The sequence below is a fragment of the Bernardetia sp. genome (assembly GCF_020630935.1).
In the GTDB taxonomy this organism is placed as follows: Bacteria; Bacteroidota; Bacteroidia; order Cytophagales; family Bernardetiaceae; genus Bernardetia.
The window spans coordinates 86,773-113,529 of record NZ_JAHDIG010000005.1; the positions used below are offsets into that span (position 1 = coordinate 86,773).

A 26,757-nucleotide genomic window follows, 5' to 3' on the forward strand; every position below is an offset into this window, starting at 1 on the left:
TCTTAGAAAGGATAGCCAATCGCAATATTCAATACTAAATTATCTCTACGCCAATTCCTATCTCTAACATTGATTTGCTTTCTTACCCAACGTTCGTTTTCTGGAAGCCACGGCTTACTAAGAGGAAAAGCAACATCAAAACGAAGTACAAAAAAAGTAACATCAAGACGAAGTCCAGCACCCACACCCACAGCAATATCATCCAACAAGTCGTTAGGCTTAAATAAACCTCCTTCACGGTTAGGGTCTTCTTTAACGAGCCAAACATTACCAGCATCAGCAAAAACAGCACCTTTGAAAACACTATAAATCGGAAAACGATATTCTATATTTGCTTCCAAACGCATATCTCCTGTTTGGTCGTAGAAAAGCCCACTCGTACTGTCTTTGGTAATGTACGAACCTGGTCCGATAGAACGAGCTTGAAAGGCACGAATACTGTTTGCTCCTCCTGCAAAAAACTGCTTTGTATAGGGCAAAACACTTGCATTTGCATAAGGAAGTCCTACACCAGCAATAAAACGAGTAGCTATTTTGTGATGTGTTTCTTCATTGAAATTGAAATAATATCTAAAATCTATATCTGCACGAGCATATTGAGCATAAGGTTCGCTTAAAATAGTGTATGGATTTTCGCCAGTTGCTTTTCTTGAACTTAACAAACTTTGGATTCCATACGCTATATTTCCTCCTATGTCAATGTTTCCATTAAAGAAAATATGGTTTTTATTTTTTCTAGTATTTTCATCTACTCCTGCTGCACTTTGATAAGTAAATGAGTAATTTCCTCCTAAAATAAACTGATTTTGAAAACTTCTTTGTAATAATGGGTTGTCTCCAATAGCTTCATTAAAAAGACTTGTCGTATCCATTAAACGAACATAGTTGATAGAAATAGGATTGAAACGATGTGTTTTGGTTGCTGTTTCTTGCCATTGATAGCCAAATTGAGCTGTTGAAGAAAGCAAACGAAAATAATTTACCCTATTGAGCAGTCGTATATCTCCTTGATAGACTGTTTTGGGAACATACTCTTGTGCCAAGCGAGGAATTTTGATAGGAGTGATAAAACGAGGAACATAAACTTCTAATCCTGCCCCAATTTCATAGGAATATAATCCGTTTTGTTGGTTGGGTTGTTCAATGTTTTCATTTGCTGTCCGTCCACTAATTTGTGTTTCAAAACGTCCATCCAATCTGACTACTAAAAGCTCTGCACCACGAAAAGCATTTTTGTTTCTGTAACTTAGATTTAATCCCGGTCCTACAAAGTTATTGGATTTAGACACTACATCTAATTCTGCTCTAAATGATTTTCTTTTTGCAGGCACCATTTGTATATAGGCATCTAAGTAACCTTCATTACCCACAGAATCCACAGGTTTGTAACGAATATCAGCAAATTTTAAAGCTCCTAATCCCATCAGTTGTTTGAGAGTTTGCTCATGTCTTTGTGCTGAATAGAGCGAATCTGGTTCTAGGAAAATGGAACGAGCTAGTATTTCTGGACGAAACTGACAACCATCCATCATACAATAAAAAGTAGAATCTCCTTCTAGTTTGCCTACTCTAGTTAATTTTTGAGGGTTGGCAAGTGATTCCATTCCCATTTCATAATTAGGAAATAAAAATACATTTCTAATTCGATACGGTTTGCGTGCAATGTCAGGCATTTTATCTTTTACTTGCATATACACATTCATTTGCCTGTCTCCTACGGTTGAATCTACTTTATAAATCAAAAATTTATTGCTAAAATAAAAATAACCTCTTTCTTTTGCATAGTCGTTCATTCTTTCTCTTTCTTGTTCTAAGAGAGAGAAATTATAAGGCTGATTTGTTTTCAACAGTGTTTCTTTCTGTGCATTATTCAGCACATTGCCTAAAGGGTCTGGTTCTTTTGGAAAATTAATAGAATCTAATCTATAAGGTTGATAAACGGTAGCTGTATAAACTATCTCTGCTTTTTTTCCCTTTTGTTTTACTTCGCTAGAAGTTTCTGCTTGAAAATGTCCGTTTACATAAAGTCTATTCAGAACAAGTTTGCTGACACGTTCTTCATTGATATCAGCCAACAAAACAGGAGGTTTCCCAATTTTTGTCATAACCCAATGTTTAAAACCTTTTTCTTTTTCTGTATAGAAAGTGTTATAAAAGGCAAGTTGGGGACGCATCCACAAAAATTTGCTATTGGGTTCTGGAGCTAAAACTTCTTCTGCTTCAGTTTTTACTCTTTTTTCTTCTGGAATATCTCCTTCCTTTTTATCCCATTTGATTTCACCTCCAGTGTAAAGAGGATTCTCCTTTGTGATTTTGCTAAGACCTGTACAACCACTAAAAAAAATAAGCAAGCATAAAGTAGTGAAAATTGAGACAGAAAAATGATTTACGAAAGAGTTAAAAATGTTTCGCATTAGTAAGTTTGAGAATGATGAAAAATAGAAAAGCAAAAAATAACGTTGCTCTTGTTTCAACATCTATGAAATGATTTTGTTTGGCGAATAAAAAAAGAGAGTTCAGAATATCTAAACTCTCTTTTATTAATTCTATTCTTCATTTGGATAAGGCACAAAAACAAAACGAGTAAACTGCTCATCTATCACAAAAAGACAGCAAAACTCCTCTGGGTTTTTGTAAGCAGCCTTAAAACGTTGGCTTCCTTCTTCATCTAAGATATTTCTCTGTTCAAACTCTTCTAAAAACGAAGCATAATAATCCCATTCAAGCTGTGGCATATCTGCTTTAGAAAATAAAATTTGTCCGATGGGCTGTGGGGCTTTACAGATAGGAAATACTGGATAATCTGAAAAACCTCTTTTCTTGATTTGATAGGCAGCTTCTTTTAAGTTATCTGCAATCTTGACAAAGTTGGTAGTTAGTTTTCCTAAATATTTAAAATCTAGTTCTGCGTCGTTGTAGTCTTCTATTTCCATTTCTAATCAGTTAGCAGTTACCAGTAATCAGTAACCAGTTTATATTTTTTTAGCGAATAACTTCTCTTGGAAAGCTCACAATACTTTCGTGTCCGTTTTCATCTACGGCAGCTACTCCAAAGAGATAATTATCAATAACAATATTTTCAAGTACAAAGGTAATTTGTTCTTCTGTCTTTTCCTCATAAAATTCTTTAGGAACAAAACGAGCATATTGCCACTGTGGAGCAGTTGTTTCTCTCCAGTAGATTTTATAGCCAACGATAGTAGAATCTTCGTCTTTTAGTTTATCCCAAGAAAGTGTTGTGGAAGGCTGCACAGCACCACCAATTTTTACATTTTGAGGAGAAAGTGGCGACCAGCCTAAGTTTGCCAACACAATTGCATTGACAGCCGTAAGTTTATTGAGATACTCAAAATTGACTCCTTCTACTACATCGCCATATTTTATTCCATTTTCTTCTCTAATATCTTGGTGCTGACGGTTATAATTTTCGTGGCTTTCCATAATTCTGACACCAGCAAAACCTGCATCGTTAAAAGGTCGGTGGTGTCCTCCACGTCCAAATCTATCCAAACGATAAATCATTGTTGGATTCATCTCTGGCATATATTTTTTTGTAGTAGAGTGAATATAACGGGCGAGCTGGCGAGAAATACCATCAATTTCGCCTCCGTAATAGCGTCTTCTATTTCTTTCTTTTTCGGTTTCTGTAACAGGCGTAGGCTCTGAGAAAATACGGAAACTTCTGTTATCAATCACGCCATCAATTCCTTCAATGTTTCCAATCATATCATTATTTATCACTCCAATAATATCCCAACCATCTTTTTTTGCTTGTTCTGCCATAAACTTTCCTCCAAAAAGTCCTTGTTCTTCGCCTGAAAGTGCAGCAAAGGCAATGCTGTTTTTAAATTTATTTTTAGAATGAGATTTTGAAAGAACTCTTGCAGCCTCTAAAATTCCTGCTACACCTGTGGCATTATCATTCGCTCCAGGGGCATCAATCGTAAAATTAGTAACATCTGAAGCACGAGAATCTATATCTCCAGACATAATAGCATAACTATTTGGATTTTGAGTTCCCTTCAATACAGCAATTACATTGACTACCCAAACATCTTTTATAATGCGTTGGTTTGCTCCTTTTTCTAATAAATTTCTTTGATAATAGACTTCTAAACAGCCATCACAGTCTTTTGATATTTTATCAAACTCTGCTTTTATCCATCTTCTAGCTGCTCCAATTCCACGAGTTTCAGAAATCGTATCTGAAAGCGTATGACGAGTGCCAAAATCGGCTAATTTTCTGACGTGGCTTTCTACATTTTCAGTAGAGATATTTTCTATGATATCATAGACTTTTGAGTCATATTCTGGGCTTGAAGTGGTATTTTGAGCAAATAATGAAGTAGAAATGAATGTACAAAAAAATAGTATAGATAATAAAGGGAATTGGTAGAGTTTCATTTTGGGTTAGTATTTTTTAAGCATAAAGAGCCAAACGGAGATAAAATAGTCGTTTCATAGTAGAAATATAATAAAAAAAATGACATTACTTTCAAAAGAAAATAATGTCATTTTATATATGATGTATTAATCGTATTTCTTACCTAAAGTAAGAAGTTAGATTAAAGAATTTCAGTTACCTGACCAGCACCTACTGTACGTCCACCTTCACGGATAGCGAAACGAAGACCTTTTTCCATTGCGATAGGCTTGATAAGCTCAACTGTGATAGTGATGTTATCACCTGGCATTACCATTTCTACGTTTTCTGGAAGTTCAATAGCACCAGTTACGTCAGTTGTACGGAAGTAGAACTGTGGGTTATATCCTTTAAAGAATGGAGTGTGACGACCACCTTCTTCTTTCTTCAATACGTAAACCTCAGCTTTGAATTTAGTGTGAGTAGTTACTGTACCTGGTTTAGCGATTACCATTCCACGCTTGATTTGCTCTTTATCAACACCACGTAAAAGGATACCAGCGTTATCACCAGCTTCTGCAGCATCTAATAATTTACGGAACATCTCTACACCAGTAACAGTAGATTTGATAGGAGCTTCGCCTAATCCTAAGATTTCAACTGGCTCACCTACTTTGATAGCACCACGCTCTACACGACCAGTAGCAACAGTACCACGACCTGTGATAGAGAATACGTCCTCAACTGGCATCAAGAAAGGCTTGTCAGTAATACGAGGAGGCAATGGAATACCTTCATCAACAGAAGACATAAGAGAAAGAACAGTATCAACCCACTTGCCTTCGCCGTTCAATGCACCAAGTGCAGAACCTTGAACAACAGGGATGTTGTCACCGTCAAATTCGTAGAAGCTCAAAAGCTCACGAATTTCCATTTCTACAAGCTCTAAAAGTTCTTCGTCATCTACCATATCTACTTTGTTCATGAAAACAACGATAGCAGGTACACCAACTTGGCGAGCTAAAAGGATGTGTTCACGAGTTTGAGGCATAGGACCATCAGTAGCAGCTACTACTAGGATAGCACCGTCCATTTGAGCAGCACCTGTAACCATGTTTTTAACATAATCGGCGTGACCTGGACAGTCTACGTGAGCGTAGTGACGATTTTCAGTTTCGTACTCTACGTGAGAAGTGTTGATAGTGATACCACGCTCTTTTTCTTCAGGAGCGTTGTCAATTGAATCAAAACTACGAGCAGCAGAGTGACCTGCGTCTGCTAATACTTTTGTAATTGCTGCAGTTAAAGTAGTTTTACCGTGGTCAACGTGACCAATAGTTCCGATGTTTACGTGAGGTTTCGCTCGGTTGAAGGTTTCCTTAGCCATCTTAACAAAGATTTAAAATAGTATGAGAATAGTATGAAAAGATAATTCTTAAAATAAAATATAGTCTTGATACACTAGAGCTTTCATAGAGCCAACGATGGGAATTGAACCCACGACCTCTTCCTTACCAAGGAAGCGCTCTACCCCTGAGCTACATCGGCTTATAGCACTATACAAACTTTCCATACTCTATTATCTTTATTTAAAATTTTGAAAATTTTAAAATCAGAACATAGTGAAAAGTTTGTATTCAATTAGTGTTATCTAATGCTGCTATAAAAAATACCAATAGTTACGTATCAGATTATATTTGAGCGAGAGACGAGGCTCGAACCCGCGACCTACAGCTTGGAAGGCTGTCGCTCTACCAACTGAGCTACTCTCGCTTATTAATTTAGATTGAAATTAAAATTAATTTCAAAATTTGGTTTTGTTTGATATGAATCAAATATTTATTCCTAATGAATAAATGATAGTTTAATGAAAACTATTTGTGGGGGGAGCAGGATTCGAACCTGCGAAGAAATTAATCAACGGATTTACAGTCCGTCCCAGTTGGCCGCTTTGGTATCCCCCCAACTGAATTTGCTTTGTTTTTAACACTTAGTTTGTGTGTTAAAGCGAGTGCAAAAGTATAGACTTTATTTTTACAATCCAAATTTTTGAGTAAAAAAAATGAATTATTTTTTTGTTACCTCGTTTAAAGAAGCTGCAAAGCACATTTTGTAGTCTTTGTTTGTATAATTCGTTTTGATAATTTTTCGTTCCATTTTTTTTAAAAACAGAACGAAAAATTAAAATATTTTACAACACCTAACCTTTTGTTAGAGTCTTTTTAGTTTCCTGCTTTTCCGTCTTCATTTGGATCAGAAGGATTAGTTACTTCATTTTGTTCTAATTGAGTTCCTCCATCAAGTTGATTTGGAACAACTTGTTCTTTGGCTTTCTCAATGTTTGGACTGATATAAGTTGGTGCTTTTGCATCTGTAAGGAGAGTTGCTCCAATACTTCCAACAAAAACAATAGCTATAAGTGTCCAAGTAATTTTTTCCATTATGTTAGTAGTGTTTTTTGCTCCCATAATTTGGTTTGCTCCTGCACCTCCAAATTCTTTAGAGATTCCACTACCTTTTGGTTCTTGAGCTAGTACGACTACCATCAGAAGAATAGCAACAAAAAGTACTATGCTTATTAAAACGTATAACATATATTTTGCTTTTACTTTATATCTCGGATTTCAAATTTTGATTTTCTCAAACGTATATGTTTCTGCTTTTAGAAATTATTTGAGGTTGCAAAGGAACTACTTTTTTATGTAAAATCAAAGAAAAATTACGAATTACGAATTACGAATTCTTAAATTGTTGATTAACAATAGTTTTTTGTGTCCTTATTTAGTCAAAATTTAATTAAAGGCAAGTCATTTTGAGGTATTTTTTTATTTATTCAAAATCTTGATAGAGCAAATATTTTTTTCTCATTTTTTTATAGTTTTCCAAATTTTCTTGCCAAGTAGCTTTAATTTCTTGCTCTGATTTTCCTTCTTTTATTTGAGCTTGCAATTTTTCATTTCCTGCTAACGTATTGAAGTAAGAGTTGAAGAAATTACTTTCTAATTCATTTTTTTTCATTATTTCATAGAAATTTAGAATAGGCTTCAAGGAGAAATTACCTTCTAATTCATTTGGAGTGTATTTTATTCCATAACACAACTTATCTTGAAAAGGTGGATATTTTGCACCTTCATTGGGGATGGGGGTAAATGAGATGTTAGAATTTTCCTTTGGGAATTTTGGATGTCCTGTTACTTCAAAAGGAAAATCTGTTCCACGTCCTACACTCATAGTTGTTCCTTCAAATAAACACAAAGAAGGATAAAGCAATATTGAACTTTGAGTTGGGAGGTTGGGCGACGGAGCAATTTTCAATGTATATCTGTCTTTATGAGAATAGTTTTGGCAAGGAATGACGATTAAATTTTCTCCTAATTGGTTTTGATTTTTGAGCCATTTTTCTCCTTCAATCATTTTGGCAAGTTCGCCTACTGTTAGTCCATGAACGATGGGAATTGGGTGCATTCCAACAAAAGATTTGAATTTTTCTTCTCTGATGCAGCCATCTATATAAAAACCATTAGGATTTGGACGGTCTAAGATAATTATTTGCTTATCATTTTCAGCAGCAGCTTCCATACAATAGTCCATCGTACTGATATAAGTATAAAATCTTGCGCCTACATCTTGAATATCGAAGACTAGAACATCAATATTTTCTAGTTGCTCTTTTGTTGGTTTTTTATTTTTCCCATAAAGTGAAATTATATCAATTCCTGTTTTGGTGTCTTTTCCATTTTTTATAGTTTCCCCTGCACTAGCAGTTCCACGAAAACCATGTTCTGGAGCAAAAATAGTTTGAATATTAATTTGATTTTCTATTAGGAAATCTACTAAATGTATTGAGTCTTGCTTATTATCAATCACAGAAGTATGATTGACAATCATTCCGACACGTTTATTTTTTATTTTATCGAAATATTTTTCTGTTTGTTCTGCACCTATGACTACTAATTTTGGTTCAATATCTTTATCAATAACTTCTTTTTTCTGAATTTGAGTAGTGTCATTTTCTTTTGATATCGCCATTTTATTATTAGAGCTACAAGAAAAAAATAACAATAGTATTGGAAATATATAGATAAAGGGCAGTTTCATTTTGTATAGTCTAGGTAAGGAAATATTTTGAAAAAAATGTTAGAACTAAATTTTGCTTCAACAAACATTTTAAAAAAAAAATGGTTGGGAAGTAGTTACTACTATTTAAAATTACTATTTTTATCGTCTAACAGAAAATAATTTTCAATATTCCATTTTTTCAACTGAAACTTTTATCCCTCGTGAACAAACAAAAAATTATAGAACAAATTAAGAGCTATTTTGGAATAAATGCTCTAACAAAAGAAGTACAGATTTATATTGATTTAAAAAGAGAAATTGTCAAAACATCGGTAGTTGATGGTTCTGCAAAGGCTATTCATGGAGCAATTAAGGGAATTGGTTTTTTGTTTCTAGGACTTTGTATTTTTCTGTTTTTAAACTTAATGTTGGGCTTTGGTATTAGTGAATGGTTTTTTAGAGGGAAATATTGGACAGGTTTTTCTATTCTGACGGGTTTTTATGTTTTGCTGGCTATTATTTTTGCAGCCTTGCAATCTATGATTAAAAGAAAAGTGGAAGATGGTATAGAAAAGGGCATAAAAGGAACTCCTTTAGAACTCAAGACCATTCCTCAAATATTATATCCTAACTCTGAAACTCGTAAAAATATAGAGAAAGGAATAATGAAGGAGGATGTGCGTCATGAAAAAGTATCTCCTTCTCTGACTGAGGAAGAAGCAAAAAAAGCTCTTATAGAACAAGTAAACGAAGAAACTGAAATGCTAAATGAACAAATAAAGAAGGATATAAAAGGCGAATAATAGCTACAATTATATAACCTTTTTTATATTTTTTACCTTACACTATTTTTTTAACGATGAACAAATCATTAGAAGCACATAAACAAGAATTACAAAACTTGCAAGCTGCTCACACAAACGAACTAAAAGAGCAATTAGGAGATACAAAAAATGTAACAGTCAATGTTGCCAAACTAGCTTTAATAGGTGGAGCTTCGGCTTATGTAGGTATTAAACTAACTGGGTTTGTTTTGGGGAAAGTATTTGGAAAAAAGAAAAACAATGAACCACAAGTCATTTATCTACAAGCACCAGAAAGTACTTCCTCAAATAAAAGTTATAAGAAGGAAAAAGCAAAAAAATCCTTTTGGAAAGGTATTGCAGCCTCTGCTTGGGCAACTTTATTGCCTTTAGCGACTGCGTATGCAAAAAAAGAAGGATCTAAGGTAGCAGAAAAACAGCTTCAAAAGTTATTAGAAAAATATAAAAACCAAATTCCTATGGAAAAACTAGAAAAACTAGGTTTGGATAAGTTTTTCAAATCATAATTCTTTTGAAATAATGTAATCATTTCTTTCAGTAGAATGAATAACAATCATTTCTGCAATAAAACCTGCTAGGAAAAGCTGTGTTCCGACACCAATAGCTAAGAGAGAAATATAAAAAATAGGCATATCGACAGGCTCACGAACGTGTATTCCCAAGAATTTTTCTAGCAAGAGCCAAAAAGCAATTCCAAATCCGATAAAGAAAGAAAGCAAACCCAATGTACCAAAAAAGTGCATTGGTTTTTTCTTGAAACGTGTGATAAAGGTAACAGAAAGAAGGTCTAAAAGTCCGTTTGTGAAGCGTTCTAATCCAAATTTTGTACTTCCAAACTGTCTTGCACGGTGTTCGACTACTTTTTCACCTATTTTTGTAAAGCCATTCCATTTTGCCAACACAGGAATATAACGATGCATTTCGCCATAGACATTTAATGTTCGAACAACATCAATTTTGTAGGCTTTTAGTCCACAGTTAAAATCATTGAGCTTTATTCCAGAAAAGGCACGAGTGGCTGCATTGAAAAGTTTGGTAGGAAGCGTTTTGGAAAGTGGGTCGTGGCGTTTTTTCTTCCAACCCGAAATTAAATCATAGTTTTGATTTTTAATTAGGTCGTAGAGTTCTGGAATTTCATCTGGACTGTCTTGTAAGTCTGCATCCATTGTAATTACGACTTCGCCTTTTGCTACTCTAAAACCTGCATCTAAGGCTGCCGATTTTCCATAATTTCTTGAAAAACAGATTCCTCTAACATTAGCATTTTGAGATGAAATTTCTTCAATAACTTTCCAAGATTTATCTGTACTTCCATCGTTTATAAAAATAATTTCATACGAAAAATTATTTTTCTCCATTACTTTTACAATCCATTCGTGCAGAGGAGGAAGCGATTCGTCTTCATTGAAGAGAGGTATAACAATAGAAATTTGTAAAGGAGTAAGGTCAGACATACTTTGAGAGAAAAGATAAAATAATTCGTGTATTTTTGTCAAGACAAATTTACATACTAAAATAGATAAACGCTGATTTTTATTCTAAATTATGAAAAAAACAACCATTCGTAGAGCCACAGAAAAAGATGTTCCTCAAATTTTTGAACTGATTGTAGAGTTGGCAATTTATGAAAAAGCTGAACATGAGGTAACTACAACACCAGAGCAGATGCTTCTTGATGGCTTTAGTTCGACTCCCTCCTACGGAGCAATCGTGGCAGAGCAAGAAGGGAAAATTATAGGTTTCTCATTGTTTTATATTCGTTATTCGACATGGAAAGGACGCTGCTTATATTTAGAAGATTTTTTGGTAAATGAAGAATATAGAGGAGAGGGCATAGGAAAGCTACTTTTTGAAGCTACTATTTTAGAAGCCAAAAAACAGAAGACTAACATGATGACGTGGCAAGTATTGGATTGGAATACACCAGCCATTAAGTTTTATGAACGTTGGGATGCTACTCTTGACGGAGAATGGATAAACTGTAAATTCTACCAAGACTACTTGGATAACTACAAAGTAAGATTTTTAGATAAATTGGATAAAAGCAAGGTTTTTTTAGATTAAATTGCTTTTCTGATTTAGAAAAAAATTATTTTCTTCCTCTTGCATTGGGTGTTTCATTTCGTGTAGGAGGAGGACTCATATCCAAAGGACTAGGAATATCATTGAGACTTTCTGTAACGCCAAATCGCTTCATCGATTCTTTATTGTAAGCAACAGCTGCCAGTTCGGGCGTATCATAAACACCTAAATAAATGCGTTCGCCTTGGTCGTAGATGATGGCTCTGTATTTTTTTCCATCTTTCGAAACACCTCTATAATTATTAGGAGTATGGTTGGTTTGGTGGCGACGAAGCTCAGACATAGTAGCCCACTCTAGGTTATCTATTTGGCAGTTTAGTTTGTTAGAATCCAACATACGAACAAATAGCCTCTTGTCTGTATCTTGTTTCTTTACAAAGTTATCAGCCAATATTTTGTGCATATAAAGCGTCTGAATTTTGCCAAACTTCATTTGTTGAAGTACAGCATAGCCAGCAGAATGTAAACGCCAACCTTCGTGGATTCCTTTTTTTCGTAGAAATAAGAAGCCCTGACGGCAGAGTTTTACTTTTTTATCGGAATTGGTAAGGTCTATATGCATGACAGAATAGGAATAATTTTAGTGAGGATGTTTTTCAATTACAAAAGTACAAAATTGCGACTAAAATAAGTAGTAGATGTGAGCAAATACCTACTAATAAAGCGTTTAGAACCTCATAAGTTATATCAGAATAAATCATGACATAGTCATTTTTATTTCTATTCTGTCAGTTATTTTTCAAGACATATAAGTCTAGCTGTTATCAGCATTCTTTACTAGTGCTGGTGTTACTTCTGGAATAGGAAGCGAATCGCTATCTTTAATTGTATTGAGAATAACAAGAGTTTGCATATTATCCACTTCAGCAATTTCGCTAATCTTATTCATAATAAGGCTTTGGTAAGAGTCAATATCTTTAGAAACTACTTTCAAAACATAATCGCTAGAACCTGTAACATAATGACATTCTACAATTTCGTCAATTTCCTGTACTTGCTTCACAAAACTCTCATTACTTGCTTTGTTGTGCTTGTTTAGTTTCACACTTACAAAAGTGGCTACTCCCAAGCCTAGTTTTTGAGCATCCAAACGAGCATGATAACTTTGTATATAGCCAGCATTTTCTAATTTCTTTACTCGCTCAAGTGTAGGAGCTGGAGAAAGGTTGATGTCTTTAGAAAGTTGAGCATTTGTAATTTTGGCGTTTTCTTGTAGGATTTCCAAAATCTGTTTATCTATGTGGTCTATTCTATAGTGCAATGCCATAAGTCAAAATTTCAAGTTAGTTTTTATATGTAAATAACGCATACCAACCAGTAAACGTTTTAATTAAGACACAAAATTATATAAAACTTTAATTAGATACTAACCAAATAAATGAAGTTTTTGGACTATATAGCATTATAATCTTTGGAAATTATGTGTCTGAGGGCAACCAAAAGGAGAAAGTAGCTCCCTGTTCTGGCTGACTTTCTACCCAAATTTCTCCTTTATGAGCTTCTATAAACTCTCTACAAATAGCAAGTCCTAGCCCAGAACCTTTTTTATCGCCTTCTAACTCTGGTTCAGGAACTTGAAAATATTTTTCAAATACTTTTAGGTGATACATTTCAGCAATTCCTTTTCCTTTGTCGCTTACAGAAAAAGTAATTCCTCCTTCATCTGAAAATATACTTAATTTTACCTTTGACTTTGTTGGAGCATAACGAATTGCATTTGTCAAGAAATTGATAATAACCCATTTCAATTTGTCAATATCTGCAAAAAATATAGATAAATTGGTTGCAATATCCGCTTCTATTGTTACTCGTTTTTGTTCTGCTGCTACTTTTACAGCTTGCATCACATAACTCAATACGCTTTCCAGTTCGACAGGTTGCAGATTTATTTTTATTTTTCCTGCTTCTATTTGAGATAGTTGGAGTATCTCGCCTGTAAGGGCAAAAAGTCGTTCAGTAGCTTGTTCTATATCTCCGACTAAGTCGTCTTGGTCTTCATTTAGCTCACCTATTCTCTTGTCTCTTAGTAGGTCTATACTTAATCGTGTGGCAGCTAAAGGAGTTTTTAGCTCGTGAGAAATGGTCGCTATAAAATGAGTTTTGGCTGCATCCATTTCTGTGAATTTCGTAACATTTTTTAGAATGATGATAAACCCAGAGAGGTCTTCGGTTTCGGGAAGGCTAATCACTTGCCTAGAAAAAAATAAATCTCTATCAGAAGAAGGAATTTTTACAGTCTTTTCTGCAAATAGTTTTCCTTTGCTCACTTCCATTAAATCTACCATAATATGATACAAAATATCATTATTTACCAATAGGTCTGGAATATATACATCAACTGCCTCCTCTTCCGACATATCAAGTAAAATTTCAGCTACTTGATTCATAAAAATAATTTTATTTTGTGCGCTTATTCCGATGATTCCATCTTGAAGATGTTCTATAATAGCTTCAGTCCGTCTTTTTTCAATTAAGAGATTACCCAAATTTATGCTTTCAAATTCAGCTATTTTTTTAGACATTTTATTGAAGGAGGTAGCAAGTTTGGCAAATTCATTTGTAGAGCCTACGTGTAAGCGAGCAGAATAATCTTTCTTACTCATCTGCTCTATTGCTAAACGAAGGTCATTTAAAGGTTTGGTTAGATATACAGGAAAATAAAAAATAAAACCAACCGTAATTAGTACACAAAAACCTCCTATGATAGCCATATAAAGCAATGCTTCTTCTGTGTCTTTTTGGATAGAATCGTTTTTTTCTATGACTTTATTCTGATTAATTTCTCTAAGTTTATCTAAATACTCTCTTACAGGTAAAAAATTAAGTCTTAGTTTGGAATAATAAAGACTCATATTGGGTAGTGTGACTGTGGCATCTTGTCTTGTCTCATCGAAGTCTTTTACCAACTTATCATATCCTCTTGATAAAGAATCTAAATATATTTTTTCTTCCTCACTCTGCACTGTTAGATATAAAGAATCAATATAAGCAACTGTTAGAATATCAGATTTTTTATAATCTCCGTAATTAAAACCTTGTTGCGCCACATATCGAAGTTGAGATGAAGATACTCCTTGAAATGATTCTGTGAGATGACGAATAAAAAATAGTGTTTGGTAATTTTCTTTCAGAATCTTATTAGATGAAGTAGAAAGACTAGTCAAATAAAAAACAGACACACCACTAATAAGAATAATAATTCCTAATAGAAATAGTAACCCTGTTGTTATGCGTGTACGTAAAGATGACTTAAATCCCATGTTGAAGAACAGATAAACAAAAAATGTATCTGATGTTAGTTTTTGCTATTTTAGTTTTATAAAAATGACTGATAGCTTTAAATACCATCAAATATACAATAAAAAAATAGATTTAGTTTAATGGAGATTTTCAAAACTCTCCTATTATCAATTTTACAATATGCTAGTAATACTAACTTGAAGTACTATAATGATGTTTTTGTTTTTAAAAATAATTTTGACTGAAAGTTATTGATTTTTTCTATGTCCATTTGAATTAAACATTTTTATCTGACTTGCTCACAGTTGAAATTAGTTTATTCAAACTCTCTAAAAATTGCTACTTTTGTGTAATCAAATTCTAAATCGTTTTTCAATTCGCATTATCTAAACTATGGAAATCACGACAACCGAAACAGCACAAAAATTAGGTCTTACAGCAGAAGAATTTACAAAAATTGAAGAAATATTGGGCAGAAATCCAAATTTTACTGAACTAAGTATTTTTTCTGTGATGTGGTCAGAACACTGTTCTTATAAAAACTCTATTGTTTGGCTCAAAACACTTCCCAAAAAATCGGACAGAATGCTCGTAGAGGCAGGAGAAGAAAATGCTGGCTTGGTAGATATTGGAGATGGTTTGGCATGTAGCTTCAAAATAGAATCTCATAATCACCCTTCAGCACTAGAGCCTTATCAAGGTGCTGCAACAGGCGTAGGAGGAATAAACCGTGATATTTTTACAATGGGTGCAAGACCGATTGCACAGCTAAACTCTCTTCGTTTTGGAAAAATTAGCTCTCCCAAAACACAGTGGCTCGTTCGTGGTGTAGTAAAAGGAATCGGAGATTATGGAAATGCGTTTGGTATTCCGACAGTAGGTGGAGAAGTGTTTTTTGATGAGTGTTATAATGTAAATCCACTCGTAAATGCTTTTTCGGCTGGAATCGTAGAAACAGACAAAATTGCTTCGGCTACTTCTCATGGCGTAGGAAACCCAGTCTATATCGTTGGTTCGGCTACTGGAAAAGATGGTATTCATGGAGCTTCATTTGCTTCAAAAGATATTTCTGATGATTCTATCAAAGACCTTCCTGCCGTACAGGTAGGTGACCCTTTCCAAGAAAAGCTACTTTTAGAAGCCACTTTAGAAGCCATCGCCACAGGACATTTAATAGGTATTCAAGATATGGGAGCAGCAGGAATTACCTGCTCAACTTCTGAAATGAGCGCAAAAGGCGAACATGGAATGAAAATCTATTTGGATAAAGTTCCGACACGCCAAAAAAATATGCAGCCTTTTGAAATTTTGCTTTCTGAATCACAAGAACGTATGCTCATTGTTATTAAGAAAGGAAAAGAAGCTGAATTAGAAGCCATCTTCAAAAAATGGGATTTGAACTGTGAGAAAATTGGAGTGGTTACAGATACGAAACGATTAGAATTTTATGTAGGCGATGAGCTTGTAGCAGACGTTCCAGCCAATGACTTAGTATTGGGAGGTGGTGCGCCAGTTTATCACAGAGAATATACAGAACCAGCCTATTATCAAGAATTTCAGCAGTTTCATATAGATGAAATAGAAGAACCAGACGAAGATAAATTACCAGAAATTGCTAAATTCCTCATCGGACATCCAAATATTGCCTCTCGTCGTTGGATTGCAGAACAGTATGATTCTATGGTCGGAACAGCAAATACTTCTACCAATCAGCCGTCTGATGCAGCGATTGTAAATGTAAAAGGAACAGATAAAAATATTGTTATTTCGGTAGATTGTAATTCTCGTTATGTCAATGCTGACCCAGAACAAGGTACAATGATTGCCGTTTCAGAGGCTGCAAGGAACATTGTTTGTAGTGGTGGCGAGCCTGTCGCAATTACCAACTGTTTGAATTTTGGAAATCCGTATATTCCAGAAGTATATTGGCATTTTGTGGGAGCGATAAAAGGAATGAAAGCAGCGTGTGAAAAACTAGGTACGCCAGTAACAGGAGGAAACGTGAGTTTTTATAATCAGTCTTCTGATGAAGGTCCTGTTTTTCCAACTCCAACTATCGGAATGTTAGGACTTTTAGATAACATTGACCTTAAAATGACACTTGATTTTAAAACCGAAGGCGATATTATTTATCAACTAGGAACTTCAAGAAACGATATTTCTTCATCAGAATATCTTTATTCGTACCATAAATACAAGGCTTCTCCTGCTCCATATATCGATTTGGAAGAAGAGTCTAATCTACAACAAACTGTTTTAGAGCTTATCAAAAACAAACTTATTGTGTCTGCTCACGATGTTTCGGATGGTGGACTTTTCGTAACACTAACTGAATCTGCAATGGCTGCAAGTAAAGATTTAGGTTTCTCTGTCAAAACTACCTCTCATAAAGTTCGTAAAGATGCTTTTTGGTTCGGAGAAAGCCAAAGTAGAGTAGTCGTTTCGGTTGCTAAAGACAAAAAAGAAGAATTTGAAGCGATGCTAAGAGTAAAAAATGTAGATTTTTCAGAGCTTGGAAGTGTAGTTTCTGAAAAAGTTTGTCAAGTAGATGGAACGATTTGGCTCTCAGTAGAAGACGCAAGAGAAGAGTTTGAGGCTACTTTGCCAAAGTATTTGAATTAAAATATAGAATAGGCTTTAGCCTGCTGATTTAATAACTTACTGAAAAGGATACAGTTTTTTAGAATTCTGTGTCCTTTTTTGCTAAAACAAATTTACTGACTATGAATTACAAAGTGGAAATGGTAGAGCAGAGCGAACAAATAAAAAGGTTTTATCTTTTAAAGAATGAAAGTTATCTAACTTTTAATGAAGTGTTTGAATTATGGCAAGCAGATGACAATTTTATTACTTTCTATATAAATACTCTAATAAACTTTGATTACAAGGCTTTTCATTGGGAGCATCCCTGTTTGGAAGAACCTTTTTTGGATAAAAAATATGAATGTACAATAACAAAAAGTAAAAGACTAGAAGCAGCTTCTGTCAATGAAGAAGCATTCAAAGAACACATTTATACAAACGAATGTGTCATTGATTTTATGAATTTGGGCAAGAATGCAAGACTTATTATTCCCTCTAAAAAAACTGATAAAGAAGTGTATAATCACTTAGGAAAATTCATTAGGGCAGCTCCAAAAGAACAAATTATGGAAGTGTTCAAAAGAACTGGAAAGCTAGTAACAAAAGAAATTAAAGAAAATGGAAAAATTTGGCTCAATACGGCAGGTCTAGGAGTAATTTGGCTGCACATTAGACTAGATACAAAGCCTAAGTATTATAAAACAAGAAAATATAAAGACCCTAATTTTTTGAATACAATTGAATAATACACCTAAAGTCAATACTATATTTGACCTAATTGAATTAAGACCTGCAATGTATCTTGGAAAAAATAGCATTACGCTAATGGATGTTTTCTTGACGGGATATAATTTTGCTTGTTATTCTAATGACATAACACAACAAGAAACTTATCCTCTTTTTTGGTATTTTCATGAGTGGGCTATGGAAAAATATGGCTGGACAAGTTCGGTTGCAGGTTGGAAAAATATAATACTACAAGGAAATGAATACGATGAAGCAAAGGCTTTAACTGTATTTTTTGAAATGATAGACGACTTTAAAAAACTTCGTCCTATTTCTTGTGAGTATGTAGAGTTAAATGAAAGAAATCTGAAATTTCATTATTCAGACTTGTGTAAAACAAAAAGATATAATTTTAGCTCAAAAATTCATCTGCCAGTATATGAAGAGGCTGATGAGATATTAATAATAGAGCATTCTCATGACTTTGGTTATTCTATCTTTGTTACTCATCAAAACAGACTAATGGGCTATGATTGGAGGGAACGTTTTAAGAACTTGCAACAAGCTAAGTCACAGGTAAAACGTTTATTTAACACAAATGAAGAGCAATGGCAATTGTTTGAAGGAAATTTATTAGAAAAACTAAATGATATATTGAGATAAAACGTATTAATCTTCTAAAAAACAAAAAAAGCCATCCAAACTGGATAGCTTTTTTTATACTTACAAAATGAAAAGACTAATATTTTTATTGTCCTTGCCCTAGAGAGTAACCACGTTCTCCGTCGAAAGTACAAAGATTTTCTGTTTTGATGATGTCAAAACCTGCTTTATCTACTACATTCATCAGAGAAATAATATCTGAATTTTTGACAGGAGCTTCGCCATCTTTTTGGAAACGACAACGCCAGTGGTCTGTACAGAATGTTTCTTCAAAACCATTAGGATACACTTTCAAACCACGATTAGTAACCATTTTGAGTTTCAAACCTTCATACTCACATTTTACAAGCGCATCACCTAAAACATTTGCATTTTTATTGCCATTTGCTTCTGTCCATTGTAAGAAAACATCTACCCCCACTACTTCTTTCTTAGCTTTCTTCGTAGAAACTGGTTTGGTAGCAATTTGCTTTCCTGTGTCATACGTTACAGCATTAAGTTGAGTAGGCTTTTGTCCCATTCTCTCCACTACTGCATCTGCAAATTCTTTTGTACCTACTTTTTTAGTACTTGTTCCTTCTTTGAAAATATCATACGTATGAACGCCGTCTTCCATTGTTTTGAGCCAAGCATTGTGTGCTTTCTCTGCTGCTTCTGGCTGACCGATATAAACAAGCATTTGGATTGCTCCTAATAATAATCCAGAAGGGTTAGCCATATTCTGACCTGCACGACGTGGCGCAGAACCGTGAATTGCCTCAAACATAGCAATTCCGTCTCCGATATTTGCCGAGCCAGCCAAACCAACAGAACCTGTGATTTGTGCAGCTACATCAGAAAGAACATCACCATAAAGGTTAGGCATTACGATAACGTCGAAGTTTTCTGGAGTATCAGCCATTTTTGCTGCTCCTATATCAATAATCCAATGTTCGTTTTCAATTTGAGGATATTCTGCTGCAATTTCATCAAAAACTTTGTGGAACAAGCCATCAGTAAGTTTCATGATGTTGTCTTTTGTAAAACAAGTTACTTTCTTACGACCATATGCTACTGCATATTCGAAAGCATAACGAACAATTTTCTCACAACCAGGGCGAGAGATAAGTTTCAAACATTGTGTTACTTCGTCTGTCTGACGGTGTTCGATTCCTGCATACAAATCTTCCTCGTTCTCACGAATAATTACCACGTCCATTTTAGGATGTTTTGTAGAAACATAAGGGTGGTAAGAGATACAAGGACGCACATTTGCGTATAAACCTAAAGTTTTGCGAGTAGTTACGTTCAAACTCTTAAAACCTCCACCTTGAGGAGTAGTGATAGGTGCTTTTAAGAAAACTTTCGTACGACGAAGAGAATCCCACGCTTCTGGTGCAATACCAGCTGAGTTTCCTTTCATATATACTTTCTCTCCGATTTCAATTTCTTCAATGTCAAGTTGTGCGCCAGCAGCTTCAATAATTTTGATAGTTGCGTCCATAATTTCAGGACCGATGCCATCGCCGTGTGCTACGGTAATTGGAGTTTTTACGCTCATGTGTAGTTAGGGTTTATTGGTTAGTAAAAAAAATGATATTTTTTTATGCAATCGTAAAGATAGTATTTTTTGATATTTATTCCGATTTCTGGGTGTATGACAAATTTTCCTGTTTATAAAACATTCAATATTTCGTTGCTCTGCAACTCTACTTTTTTCTGTACTTTGTTTTATTCTACCAACAGAACGTTGCTCTGCAACTTGTGTTGTAGTAAGGGTAGAAACGCCAGCTACTTTAAGCAGAAAGCTAATAAAAAAGTGTTTTTTGTAAAAAAAAGCATAGAAAAAGTTGCAGCGCAACCTCATATTTGTAGAATGGATTATCATAATTTCTTTGGGAGTTGCAGCGCAACGAAATGTAAAGGATATTTTTTTGCTATACAACAAAAAGAGATTTTTGTCGTACACCCCCAATTTCTTACTGCTTCAAAACCATCCCACTTTCAACTGACCTAAAGTCATTGCAATGATTTTTAAAAATATCATTTGATTCTATCAAAAAAATAATTTCTACCTAGTTTTTATTTGCTTAGAAAGAAGGCTGACAAAATTAATTCATAATTTTTTAAAAAAATATCGATTTTTTTCCAACATTATTCGTCGTGCATACGTTTATTTTACTAAATTTGTCAGAATGGTATGCAAGCATACAAAAAAATATTTCCAATAATAACTAACTATTTGAAATACAGTTAGTTGTGGTAAGAAAATCAAATCAAAACATCTAAATAAAAAATATATGTCAAACGTAGCAGAACAAGAAGCGTTGAAAGAAGCCCTAAGAGGAGGCGAATTTTTAATTAAAGAATCTTCAGCAGATGATATTTTTATCCCTGAAGAATTTTCTGAAGAGCAGCAGATGATGGCAAAAGCCACTGATGACTTTGTAAATATGGAAATTACTCCTATTGCAGAGAAAATTGATAAAATGCAAGACCCAGAGCTTATGCCTTCACTTCTTACTAAGGCTGGCGAACTTGGTCTTTTGGGGATTGGTGTACCAGAAGATTTAGACGGACTTGGAATGAGCTTCAACACAACTATGCTTATTGCAGATGTTGTAGGTTCAGCAGGCTCTTTCTCAACAGCTTACGGAGCGCACACAGGAATCGGAACACTTCCAATTTTGTATTATGGCAACGAAGAGCAAAAGAAAAAATATATTCCTAAACTAGCTACTGGTGAGTGGAAAGCGTGTTACTGTTTGACAGAGCCAGATGCAGGCTCGGATGCAAACTCTGGAAAAACTAAGGCAGTTTTGTCAGAAGATGGAAAATATTATTCTATCACTGGACAGAAAATGTGGATAACAAACGGTGGTTTTGCTGATGTATTTATTGTATTTGCTCGTATTGAAGACGATAAAAACCTTACAGCATTCATCGTAGAGCGTAATTATAACGGAATTACAATGAACGAAGAAGAGCAAAAACTAGGCATCAAAGGTTCTTCTACTCGTCAGATATTCTTCAACGATACAAAAGTTCCTGTTGAGAATATGCTTTCAGAGCGTGGTAATGGTTTCAAAATCGCTGTAAATATTCTTAACATCGGTCGTATCAAATTGGGTGCTGGCGTATTGAATGGTTGTCGCCAAGTGATTCGTTATTCTGTTCGTTATGGAAATGAGCGTAAGCAGTTTAATACTCCAATTTCTTCTTTTGGAGCAATCAAGTATAAATTAGCTGAAATGACTGCTCGTAACTATGCGACAGAATCGTTGTGTTATGCAGCAGGTCAAGATATTGACGACCGTATTACATATTTGCGTAAGTCAGGTATGGATGCAGCAGAATCTAAGCTCAAAGGTGTAGAAGAATTTGCCATTGAGTGTGCGATTGCTAAAGTACACGGTTCTGAAACATTAGATTACTGTGTAGATGAAGGCGTACAGATTTATGGTGGTATGGGATTCTCTGAAGATGCTCCTATGGCTCGTGCGTATCGTGATGCACGTATTGCACGTATTTATGAAGGTACGAACGAAATTAACCGTATGCTTTTGGTAGGAATGATTTTACGTCGTGCTATGAAAGGCGATTTGGATGTTCTTTCACATGCAAAAGCAGTAGGAAAAGAACTTCTTCAAATGCCTGCACCAGCAAATATTGACCGTACACAACCATTTGCAGCAGAAAAAGAACTTATTTCTCGTATGAAGAAAGCTGTTTTGATGGTAGCAGGAAAAGCTGCTCAAACATTTGGTCCAAAACTTAATGATGAGCAAATTCTTTTGATGGCTGTTGCTGATATGATTATTGAAGTATATGCAGCAGAAACGTCTATTATGCGTGCTGAAAAATTAGTTCGTCAGCATGGAGAAAGTGTAGATGGAATCAAAGCTAAATTGGCGAAACTTTATCTTCAATTAGCTGTAAACAAGTTAGAGCAAAAAGGACGTGAAGCGATTTCTTGTTTCTCTAAAGGCGATGAGATGCGTGTTCTTTTGATGGGCTTGAAGCGTTTTACTAAGCACGAGCCAATCAATCAGCGTGAACTTCGCCACGAAATTGCAGACCACATGATTGAGAAAAATGATTATGCGTATAAACTTTGGGCGTAATTTAATTACGAATTATCAATTATAAATTACGAATTGATAGTTCATATACAATACAAAAGCCTTACAGATTTTCCTTTTTGGAATTTTTGTAAGGCTTTTTTATACAATTAATCAAAACAATATAATTCAAAATGTAATTCTTTGATAACTGAATTACGCCTCTTTAATAAACCTAACAAGTTGTCTTGCTTGGTTGAGAAATTGAGCATCTTCTGAAAGAGAGGCTATTTTATTTTCAGTTTGTTTGACAAGTGCTTGATGATTAGTGTTCATCTGAACATTCAAAGTTTCAAAATTCTGACGAATTTGTCGCATCGATTCTCTAAGTTCTTGTATTTCATTATCTTTTTTACTTATCCAAGAAGTTGGATTTTCGTGGTTTAGTTTTTCAGCAATCATATCTACCTTATATTTCAAATCTTCCAAATCCATCGTAACTTTATTGATGTCTTCTCTAGGATATTTTATACGTTGGCTCATGTTTGAAAGGCGATACGAAATGTATTCATACATTCTTACTGAAGGGCGAAGAGCTGTGAGGGCAAGTGCAAAAGCTGCTCCCACATAACCTACTACACTAACACCTGTTTTGGCTAAAAAGTACAAGCCAATAGCTGACAAAATATGTAGAAAAATAGCAACAAAAAGATACGTTTTGGATATTTTATTAGCGTACTCAACATCAATATTTTCGACACTAATTCCTGTATTTTGAGATTCTTTTACATCTGATAAAATTTCTTTTGCCTTAAAGTGCATATTCCAAGGAACTGTGGTGATGAGCAGTAGCCACCAAAAACAACCTACTCCGATTGCCCAATCCATAAAATCACCTGTTGGAATATTAAGCCATTTCAAAACAGCAAAAACAATCAAAACTAAAAAGGTAATGCCCACTAAAGATGCGCTAATGTCTGAGGATGATTTTTTCATAAAAATTAGTGATAAATGGTTAGTGATAAATTATTTGTAAGTAGTGAACAAGTAAATCATATTTTCATTCATTTACCACTTACAATTAGCTTCGCTGAATAAATATTTTACAATTAACTTTCGTAATCTTTCAAAACTCTTTCGGTCTTAGCATTTTTGATGCGATTAATAACTTTGTCGCTTTCGTGGTCGTCTCTGATGGTTTTGGCAAGTGTGAAGGCTGAACCTACTGTAAAGACCATTCCCATAAGCAAAAAGCCTTTTATCCACCAATCCGCTGGAAGATAGGCTATTCCTGCGCCTGTTCCTACGAAAGCAAATAAAAATGAAATCCACGTTTGGATTCTCCAAGCTGCTGTATTTTTTTGATGTAATTCTGTGTTGTCCATAATAAAAGTTTATTTTTGTGTAGCACACACTTTATTGAGTAAATGATAAAATGAAGTATAATAGTTTTATTATGCTTAACGAGTAATTAAGTAGTCTGTTGAACTATAAAATTAAAAAACTGACTTTTGATAATGGATATAAATTGTTATTAAAATAAAATTATTCAGATTTTAAATGTAAAAACCGATGTTATGAAATTGATTTTTTTTCTAAAAATAATACTGCTGACTTTTTTGTCTATGAGCTTTATGTTCATATTTGGAGTAGCTAAGGCACAACAAACAGAACAGCAAAATAGTCAAAATCAAGCCTTGCCACCCAAAAAAACAGCTATTTCATTTACTCCAAATTATATTTTTCGCTCTACTTTACAAGTTGGAGTGCAGCGTTTTAATAAATATCAAGACCGAAGTTTTAATTTGTATGGTGCAATTACAGGATTAAATAATGATTTTTTGGAGGAAACAGGATATGCAGCAGAGGCACAATATCGATTTTATGTCAAGCGTTTTAAAGTGCGTACAAATCTGAATGAAAAGTCATATCAACAAGGAATTTATGTGGGAGTTTGGGCAAGAGGAGAGCAGTTTGAGCAAAAATATGACTACGAAAATATTTCTTATTTCGACCATGCAGGAAGAGAACGCTTTGTCAGCTATACAGGCACACAAGATATAGAGGCATTGAGTGGAGGTATTCAGTTTGGTTTTCAGCAGACATTTGCAAAATATTTCTTCTTTGACTTGTACGTCGGTGGAGGATACAGAGGCACAAATATAGAAACACAAACAGAATTTCAGAATACAGAACAAGCACAACATCAAGAAATTATGCGTTGGCATAACGGAATTTTTGATAGAGGTTATAAAGGAGTTTTACCAAGAGCTGGTTTTGCATTGGGAGTAGTTTTTTAAATGATTTTCTCAAACAGTTTTTCGATGCTTTTGGTTTGTGTAAAAACATATCCTCAATGACGGTTACTAAACCCAAATCCTATGAAAAATACGCTCATTTGGCTTCGCAACGATTTACGTCTCAATGATAATCCTGCTTTAAAGAAAGCATTTCAGACTGGAAATAACGTTTTTGTTGTCTATATTTTTGACGACCATTATTTTCAAAAAACTGAACTCAATTTACCCAAAACAGGCATTTTTAGAGCCAATTTTTTATTAGAGTCTATACAAGACCTCAAAAAAAGACTACAAGAATATAATTCTGACCTTTTTATTTACAAAGGAAAAACAGAGGAAATTTTACCCAAACTGGCAAAAAAACTGGAAGTAGAAACCGTCTTTAGCTCAAAGGAAATAACTTTTGAAGAAATAAATTTGAAAAACAAAGTTAAAGGTGTTTTAGAAAAAGTAGATGTAAAGCTAGATGTAACGTTTCAACAAACTCTTTTTGAGGAAGAAGAATTGCCATTTACTCTTAGCGATTTGCCAAACGTGTTTACAAATTTTAGAAAGAAAGTAGAGAAAGAATTGGCAGTTTCAAAACTGATTCCTATTCCAAAAGAATTAGAGAAATTAAAGGAAACGGAAGAAAATGACTTTTTAAATCAATTAGAAACAACTGAAGTTCCTACTCTCAAAGATTTTGACTTTTCAGCATCAGAAATTAATTCATTACACAATCCAAAAGCTGTTTTGAAATACGAAGGAGGAGAAACGGCAGCATTAGAGCGTCTGAACTATTATCTTTTTAAATCAGATTTGCTTCAAACCTATAAAGAAACACGCAACGGACTTTTAGGAGGTGATTATTCGTCTAAATTTTCAGCGTGGTTGGCAAATGGCTGTATTTCTGCCAAAACGATTTGGAACGAAGTAGAGCGTTATGAAAACGAAGTAAAGAGCAATAAATCTACCTACTGGCTGAAGTTTGAACTGCTTTGGAGAGAATATTTTAAGTGGATAGCCAAAAAATATGGCAATAAAATTTTCTTGTTGGAAGGAATGAAAGATGATGAAAACTTAGAGAAAATCTATGGAAAAGACAGAGAAAATCTGAAAAAACACTTTCAAAACGACCAAAACAAGAAGCTATTTGAAAAATGGAAAACTGCCAAAACAGGCATCCCGTTCATAGATGCCAATATGAAAGAGCTAAACGAAACAGGTTTTATGTCGAACAGAGGAAGGCAAAATGTAGCTTCTTTTTTGGTAAAAGACCTAAAACTAGACTGGCGATGGGGAGCTTCGTATTTTGAAACTAAGCTGATAGACTACGACGTTACGAGTAACTGGGCAAACTGGGCGTATGTGGCTGGCGTAGGCAACGACCCAAGAGAAAACCGTTATTTTAATATCATCAAACAGGCAAAAGACTATGACGAAAATGCTGATTTTGTCAAACATTGGTTGCCACAGCTTTCAGATGTTCCAATTAATTTAGTGCATACACTCTACCGACTTACGCCCAAAGAACTGGAAAAGTACGAGGTTTCGTTAGGTGGAAATTACCCTTATCCGATTGTGAAACTTTAATTACCAAAAACTGTCAAGGCACTTCTAAAGTGTCAGACAGTTATACACAAGTAAAACAACTATGAAAAATATCTACCTACTACTTTTCTTGCTAATCTTCTCATCCCAAAATACTTTCTCTCAAGACTACACCAAAATAACAGCTAGTGAGAAATCTAAAATGGTGATGTATGGAGGGTATTATCCTTATTCTTTGCTTTTAGAAAGTGGAAGCGACACGCTTTATTTACAACAGAAAGGTTTATATTTAATTTTTGAAGAAGGAAAATTATTACAAGTAGATAAAGAAGGAGGCAGCACAA

General features: G+C 34.4%; 23 protein-coding genes and 3 tRNA genes. 10 read left to right on the forward strand and 16 right to left on the reverse strand.

Annotated elements, in window-relative coordinates; translation table 11 throughout:
• Positions 1–2: 2 nt before the first annotated feature.
• From QZ659_RS02800 to QZ659_RS02840, 9 genes are all read right to left on the reverse strand, one after another.
• On the reverse strand, positions 3–2,414 hold the full coding sequence (locus QZ659_RS02800) for a BamA/TamA family outer membrane protein (RefSeq protein ID WP_291721537.1): 2,412 nt from the start codon (positions 2,412–2,414) through the stop codon (positions 3–5).
• A gap of 132 nt (positions 2,415–2,546) precedes the next feature.
• Positions 2,547–2,933 carry a hypothetical protein gene (locus tag QZ659_RS02805; RefSeq protein ID WP_291721540.1) on the reverse strand — a complete coding sequence of 129 codons (387 nt, stop codon included), beginning with the start codon at positions 2,931–2,933 and terminating at the stop codon, positions 2,547–2,549.
• Positions 2,934–2,982: 49 nt separating this feature from the next.
• Positions 2,983–4,404 (reverse strand): M28 family metallopeptidase, encoded by a 1,422-nt coding sequence (locus QZ659_RS02810; protein WP_291721543.1) that lies wholly within the window; start codon positions 4,402–4,404, stop codon positions 2,983–2,985.
• 161 nt (positions 4,405–4,565) lie between these two features.
• On the reverse strand, positions 4,566–5,750 hold the full coding sequence (tuf, locus tag QZ659_RS02815; RefSeq protein ID WP_291721545.1) for an elongation factor Tu: 1,185 nt from the start codon (positions 5,748–5,750) through the stop codon (positions 4,566–4,568).
• A gap of 89 nt (positions 5,751–5,839) precedes the next feature.
• Positions 5,840–5,911, reverse strand: a tRNA-Thr gene (locus QZ659_RS02820).
• Between the two features lie 152 nt (positions 5,912–6,063).
• Positions 6,064–6,136: transfer RNA gene (locus QZ659_RS02825), tRNA-Gly, on the reverse strand.
• 108 nt (positions 6,137–6,244) lie between these two features.
• Positions 6,245–6,327 (reverse strand) — tRNA-Tyr (locus QZ659_RS02830).
• A gap of 258 nt (positions 6,328–6,585) precedes the next feature.
• Positions 6,586–6,957 (reverse strand): preprotein translocase subunit SecG, encoded by a 372-nt coding sequence (secG, locus tag QZ659_RS02835; protein ID WP_291721549.1) that lies wholly within the window; start codon positions 6,955–6,957, stop codon positions 6,586–6,588.
• Between the two features lie 235 nt (positions 6,958–7,192).
• The gene (locus QZ659_RS02840; RefSeq protein WP_291721552.1) at positions 7,193–8,392 is read right to left on the reverse strand and encodes a DUF1343 domain-containing protein; all 1,200 of its coding nucleotides are present in this window, start codon (positions 8,390–8,392) and stop codon (positions 7,193–7,195) included.
• Between the two features lie 251 nt (positions 8,393–8,643).
• Here QZ659_RS02840 and QZ659_RS02845 point away from each other — a divergent pair, with 251 nt between their 5' ends.
• Both QZ659_RS02845 and QZ659_RS02850 read left to right on the forward strand, forming a co-directional pair.
• Positions 8,644–9,225, forward strand: a complete 582-nt coding sequence (locus QZ659_RS02845; protein WP_291721554.1) for a phage holin family protein — start codon at positions 8,644–8,646, stop codon at positions 9,223–9,225.
• A gap of 56 nt (positions 9,226–9,281) precedes the next feature.
• Entirely contained in the window at positions 9,282–9,752 is a 471-nt protein-coding gene (locus tag QZ659_RS02850; protein WP_291721557.1) for a hypothetical protein, read from the forward strand.
• On the opposite strand, the gene QZ659_RS02855 is transcribed toward QZ659_RS02850, so the two are convergent.
• Positions 9,747–10,700: a glycosyltransferase family 2 protein gene (locus QZ659_RS02855; RefSeq protein ID WP_291721561.1), complete on the reverse strand. Its 954-nt coding sequence runs from the start codon at positions 10,698–10,700 to the stop codon at positions 9,747–9,749. The genes QZ659_RS02850 and QZ659_RS02855 overlap by 6 nt on opposite strands.
• 91 nt (positions 10,701–10,791) lie before the next feature.
• Here QZ659_RS02855 and QZ659_RS02860 point away from each other — a divergent pair, with 91 nt between their 5' ends.
• Positions 10,792–11,310 carry a GNAT family N-acetyltransferase gene (locus QZ659_RS02860; protein ID WP_291721565.1) on the forward strand — a complete coding sequence of 173 codons (519 nt, stop codon included), beginning with the start codon at positions 10,792–10,794 and terminating at the stop codon, positions 11,308–11,310.
• Positions 11,311–11,335: 25 nt separating this feature from the next.
• Here the strand turns inward: QZ659_RS02860 and QZ659_RS02865 are convergent, their stop codons facing one another.
• From QZ659_RS02865 to QZ659_RS02875, 3 genes are all read right to left on the reverse strand, one after another.
• Positions 11,336–11,890, reverse strand: coding sequence for a hypothetical protein (locus tag QZ659_RS02865; RefSeq protein ID WP_291721568.1), 555 nt, complete (start codon positions 11,888–11,890; stop codon positions 11,336–11,338).
• 192 nt (positions 11,891–12,082) lie between these two features.
• A complete protein-coding gene (locus tag QZ659_RS02870) occupies positions 12,083–12,595 on the reverse strand; it encodes an Lrp/AsnC family transcriptional regulator (RefSeq protein WP_291721571.1) in 513 nt (170 codons plus the stop codon).
• 151 nt (positions 12,596–12,746) lie between these two features.
• Positions 12,747–14,588 (reverse strand): ATP-binding protein, encoded by a 1,842-nt coding sequence (locus tag QZ659_RS02875; protein WP_291721573.1) that lies wholly within the window; start codon positions 14,586–14,588, stop codon positions 12,747–12,749.
• A gap of 373 nt (positions 14,589–14,961) precedes the next feature.
• Between QZ659_RS02875 and purL the strand changes: the two genes are divergently transcribed.
• From purL to QZ659_RS02890, 3 genes are all read left to right on the forward strand, one after another.
• Positions 14,962–17,190 carry a phosphoribosylformylglycinamidine synthase subunit PurL gene (purL, locus tag QZ659_RS02880; protein ID WP_291721576.1) on the forward strand — a complete coding sequence of 743 codons (2,229 nt, stop codon included), beginning with the start codon at positions 14,962–14,964 and terminating at the stop codon, positions 17,188–17,190.
• A 101-nt stretch (positions 17,191–17,291) separates the two neighbouring features.
• Positions 17,292–17,897, forward strand: coding sequence for a DUF6940 family protein (locus tag QZ659_RS02885; protein ID WP_291721579.1), 606 nt, complete (start codon positions 17,292–17,294; stop codon positions 17,895–17,897).
• Positions 17,890–18,540 carry a hypothetical protein gene (locus QZ659_RS02890; protein WP_291721582.1) on the forward strand — a complete coding sequence of 217 codons (651 nt, stop codon included), beginning with the start codon at positions 17,890–17,892 and terminating at the stop codon, positions 18,538–18,540. The genes QZ659_RS02885 and QZ659_RS02890 overlap by 8 nt, the downstream gene beginning before the upstream one ends.
• An 85-nt stretch (positions 18,541–18,625) precedes the next feature.
• On the opposite strand, the gene QZ659_RS02895 is transcribed toward QZ659_RS02890, so the two are convergent.
• Positions 18,626–20,080 (reverse strand): NADP-dependent isocitrate dehydrogenase, encoded by a 1,455-nt coding sequence (locus QZ659_RS02895; RefSeq protein ID WP_291721586.1) that lies wholly within the window; start codon positions 20,078–20,080, stop codon positions 18,626–18,628.
• Between the two features lie 739 nt (positions 20,081–20,819).
• Between QZ659_RS02895 and QZ659_RS02900 the strand changes: the two genes are divergently transcribed.
• Positions 20,820–22,643, forward strand: coding sequence for an acyl-CoA dehydrogenase family protein (locus QZ659_RS02900; protein ID WP_291721589.1), 1,824 nt, complete (start codon positions 20,820–20,822; stop codon positions 22,641–22,643).
• A 153-nt stretch (positions 22,644–22,796) separates the two neighbouring features.
• Here the strand turns inward: QZ659_RS02900 and QZ659_RS02905 are convergent, their stop codons facing one another.
• A complete protein-coding gene (locus QZ659_RS02905) occupies positions 22,797–23,576 on the reverse strand; it encodes a hypothetical protein (RefSeq protein WP_291721591.1) in 780 nt (259 codons plus the stop codon).
• A gap of 113 nt (positions 23,577–23,689) precedes the next feature.
• Positions 23,690–23,965, reverse strand: coding sequence for a YiaA/YiaB family inner membrane protein (locus QZ659_RS02910; RefSeq protein ID WP_291721594.1), 276 nt, complete (start codon positions 23,963–23,965; stop codon positions 23,690–23,692).
• Between the two features lie 249 nt (positions 23,966–24,214).
• Between QZ659_RS02910 and QZ659_RS02915 the strand changes: the two genes are divergently transcribed.
• The 3 genes from QZ659_RS02915 to QZ659_RS02925 form a co-directional block, all read left to right on the forward strand.
• Entirely contained in the window at positions 24,215–24,880 is a 666-nt protein-coding gene (locus tag QZ659_RS02915; protein WP_291721597.1) for a hypothetical protein, read from the forward strand.
• 81 nt (positions 24,881–24,961) lie between these two features.
• Positions 24,962–26,455, forward strand: a complete 1,494-nt coding sequence (locus QZ659_RS02920; RefSeq protein ID WP_291721600.1) for a DASH family cryptochrome — start codon at positions 24,962–24,964, stop codon at positions 26,453–26,455.
• A 61-nt stretch (positions 26,456–26,516) separates the two neighbouring features.
• On the forward strand, positions 26,517–26,757 hold a 241-nt coding region (locus QZ659_RS02925; protein ID WP_291721605.1), incomplete at its 3' end, for a hypothetical protein.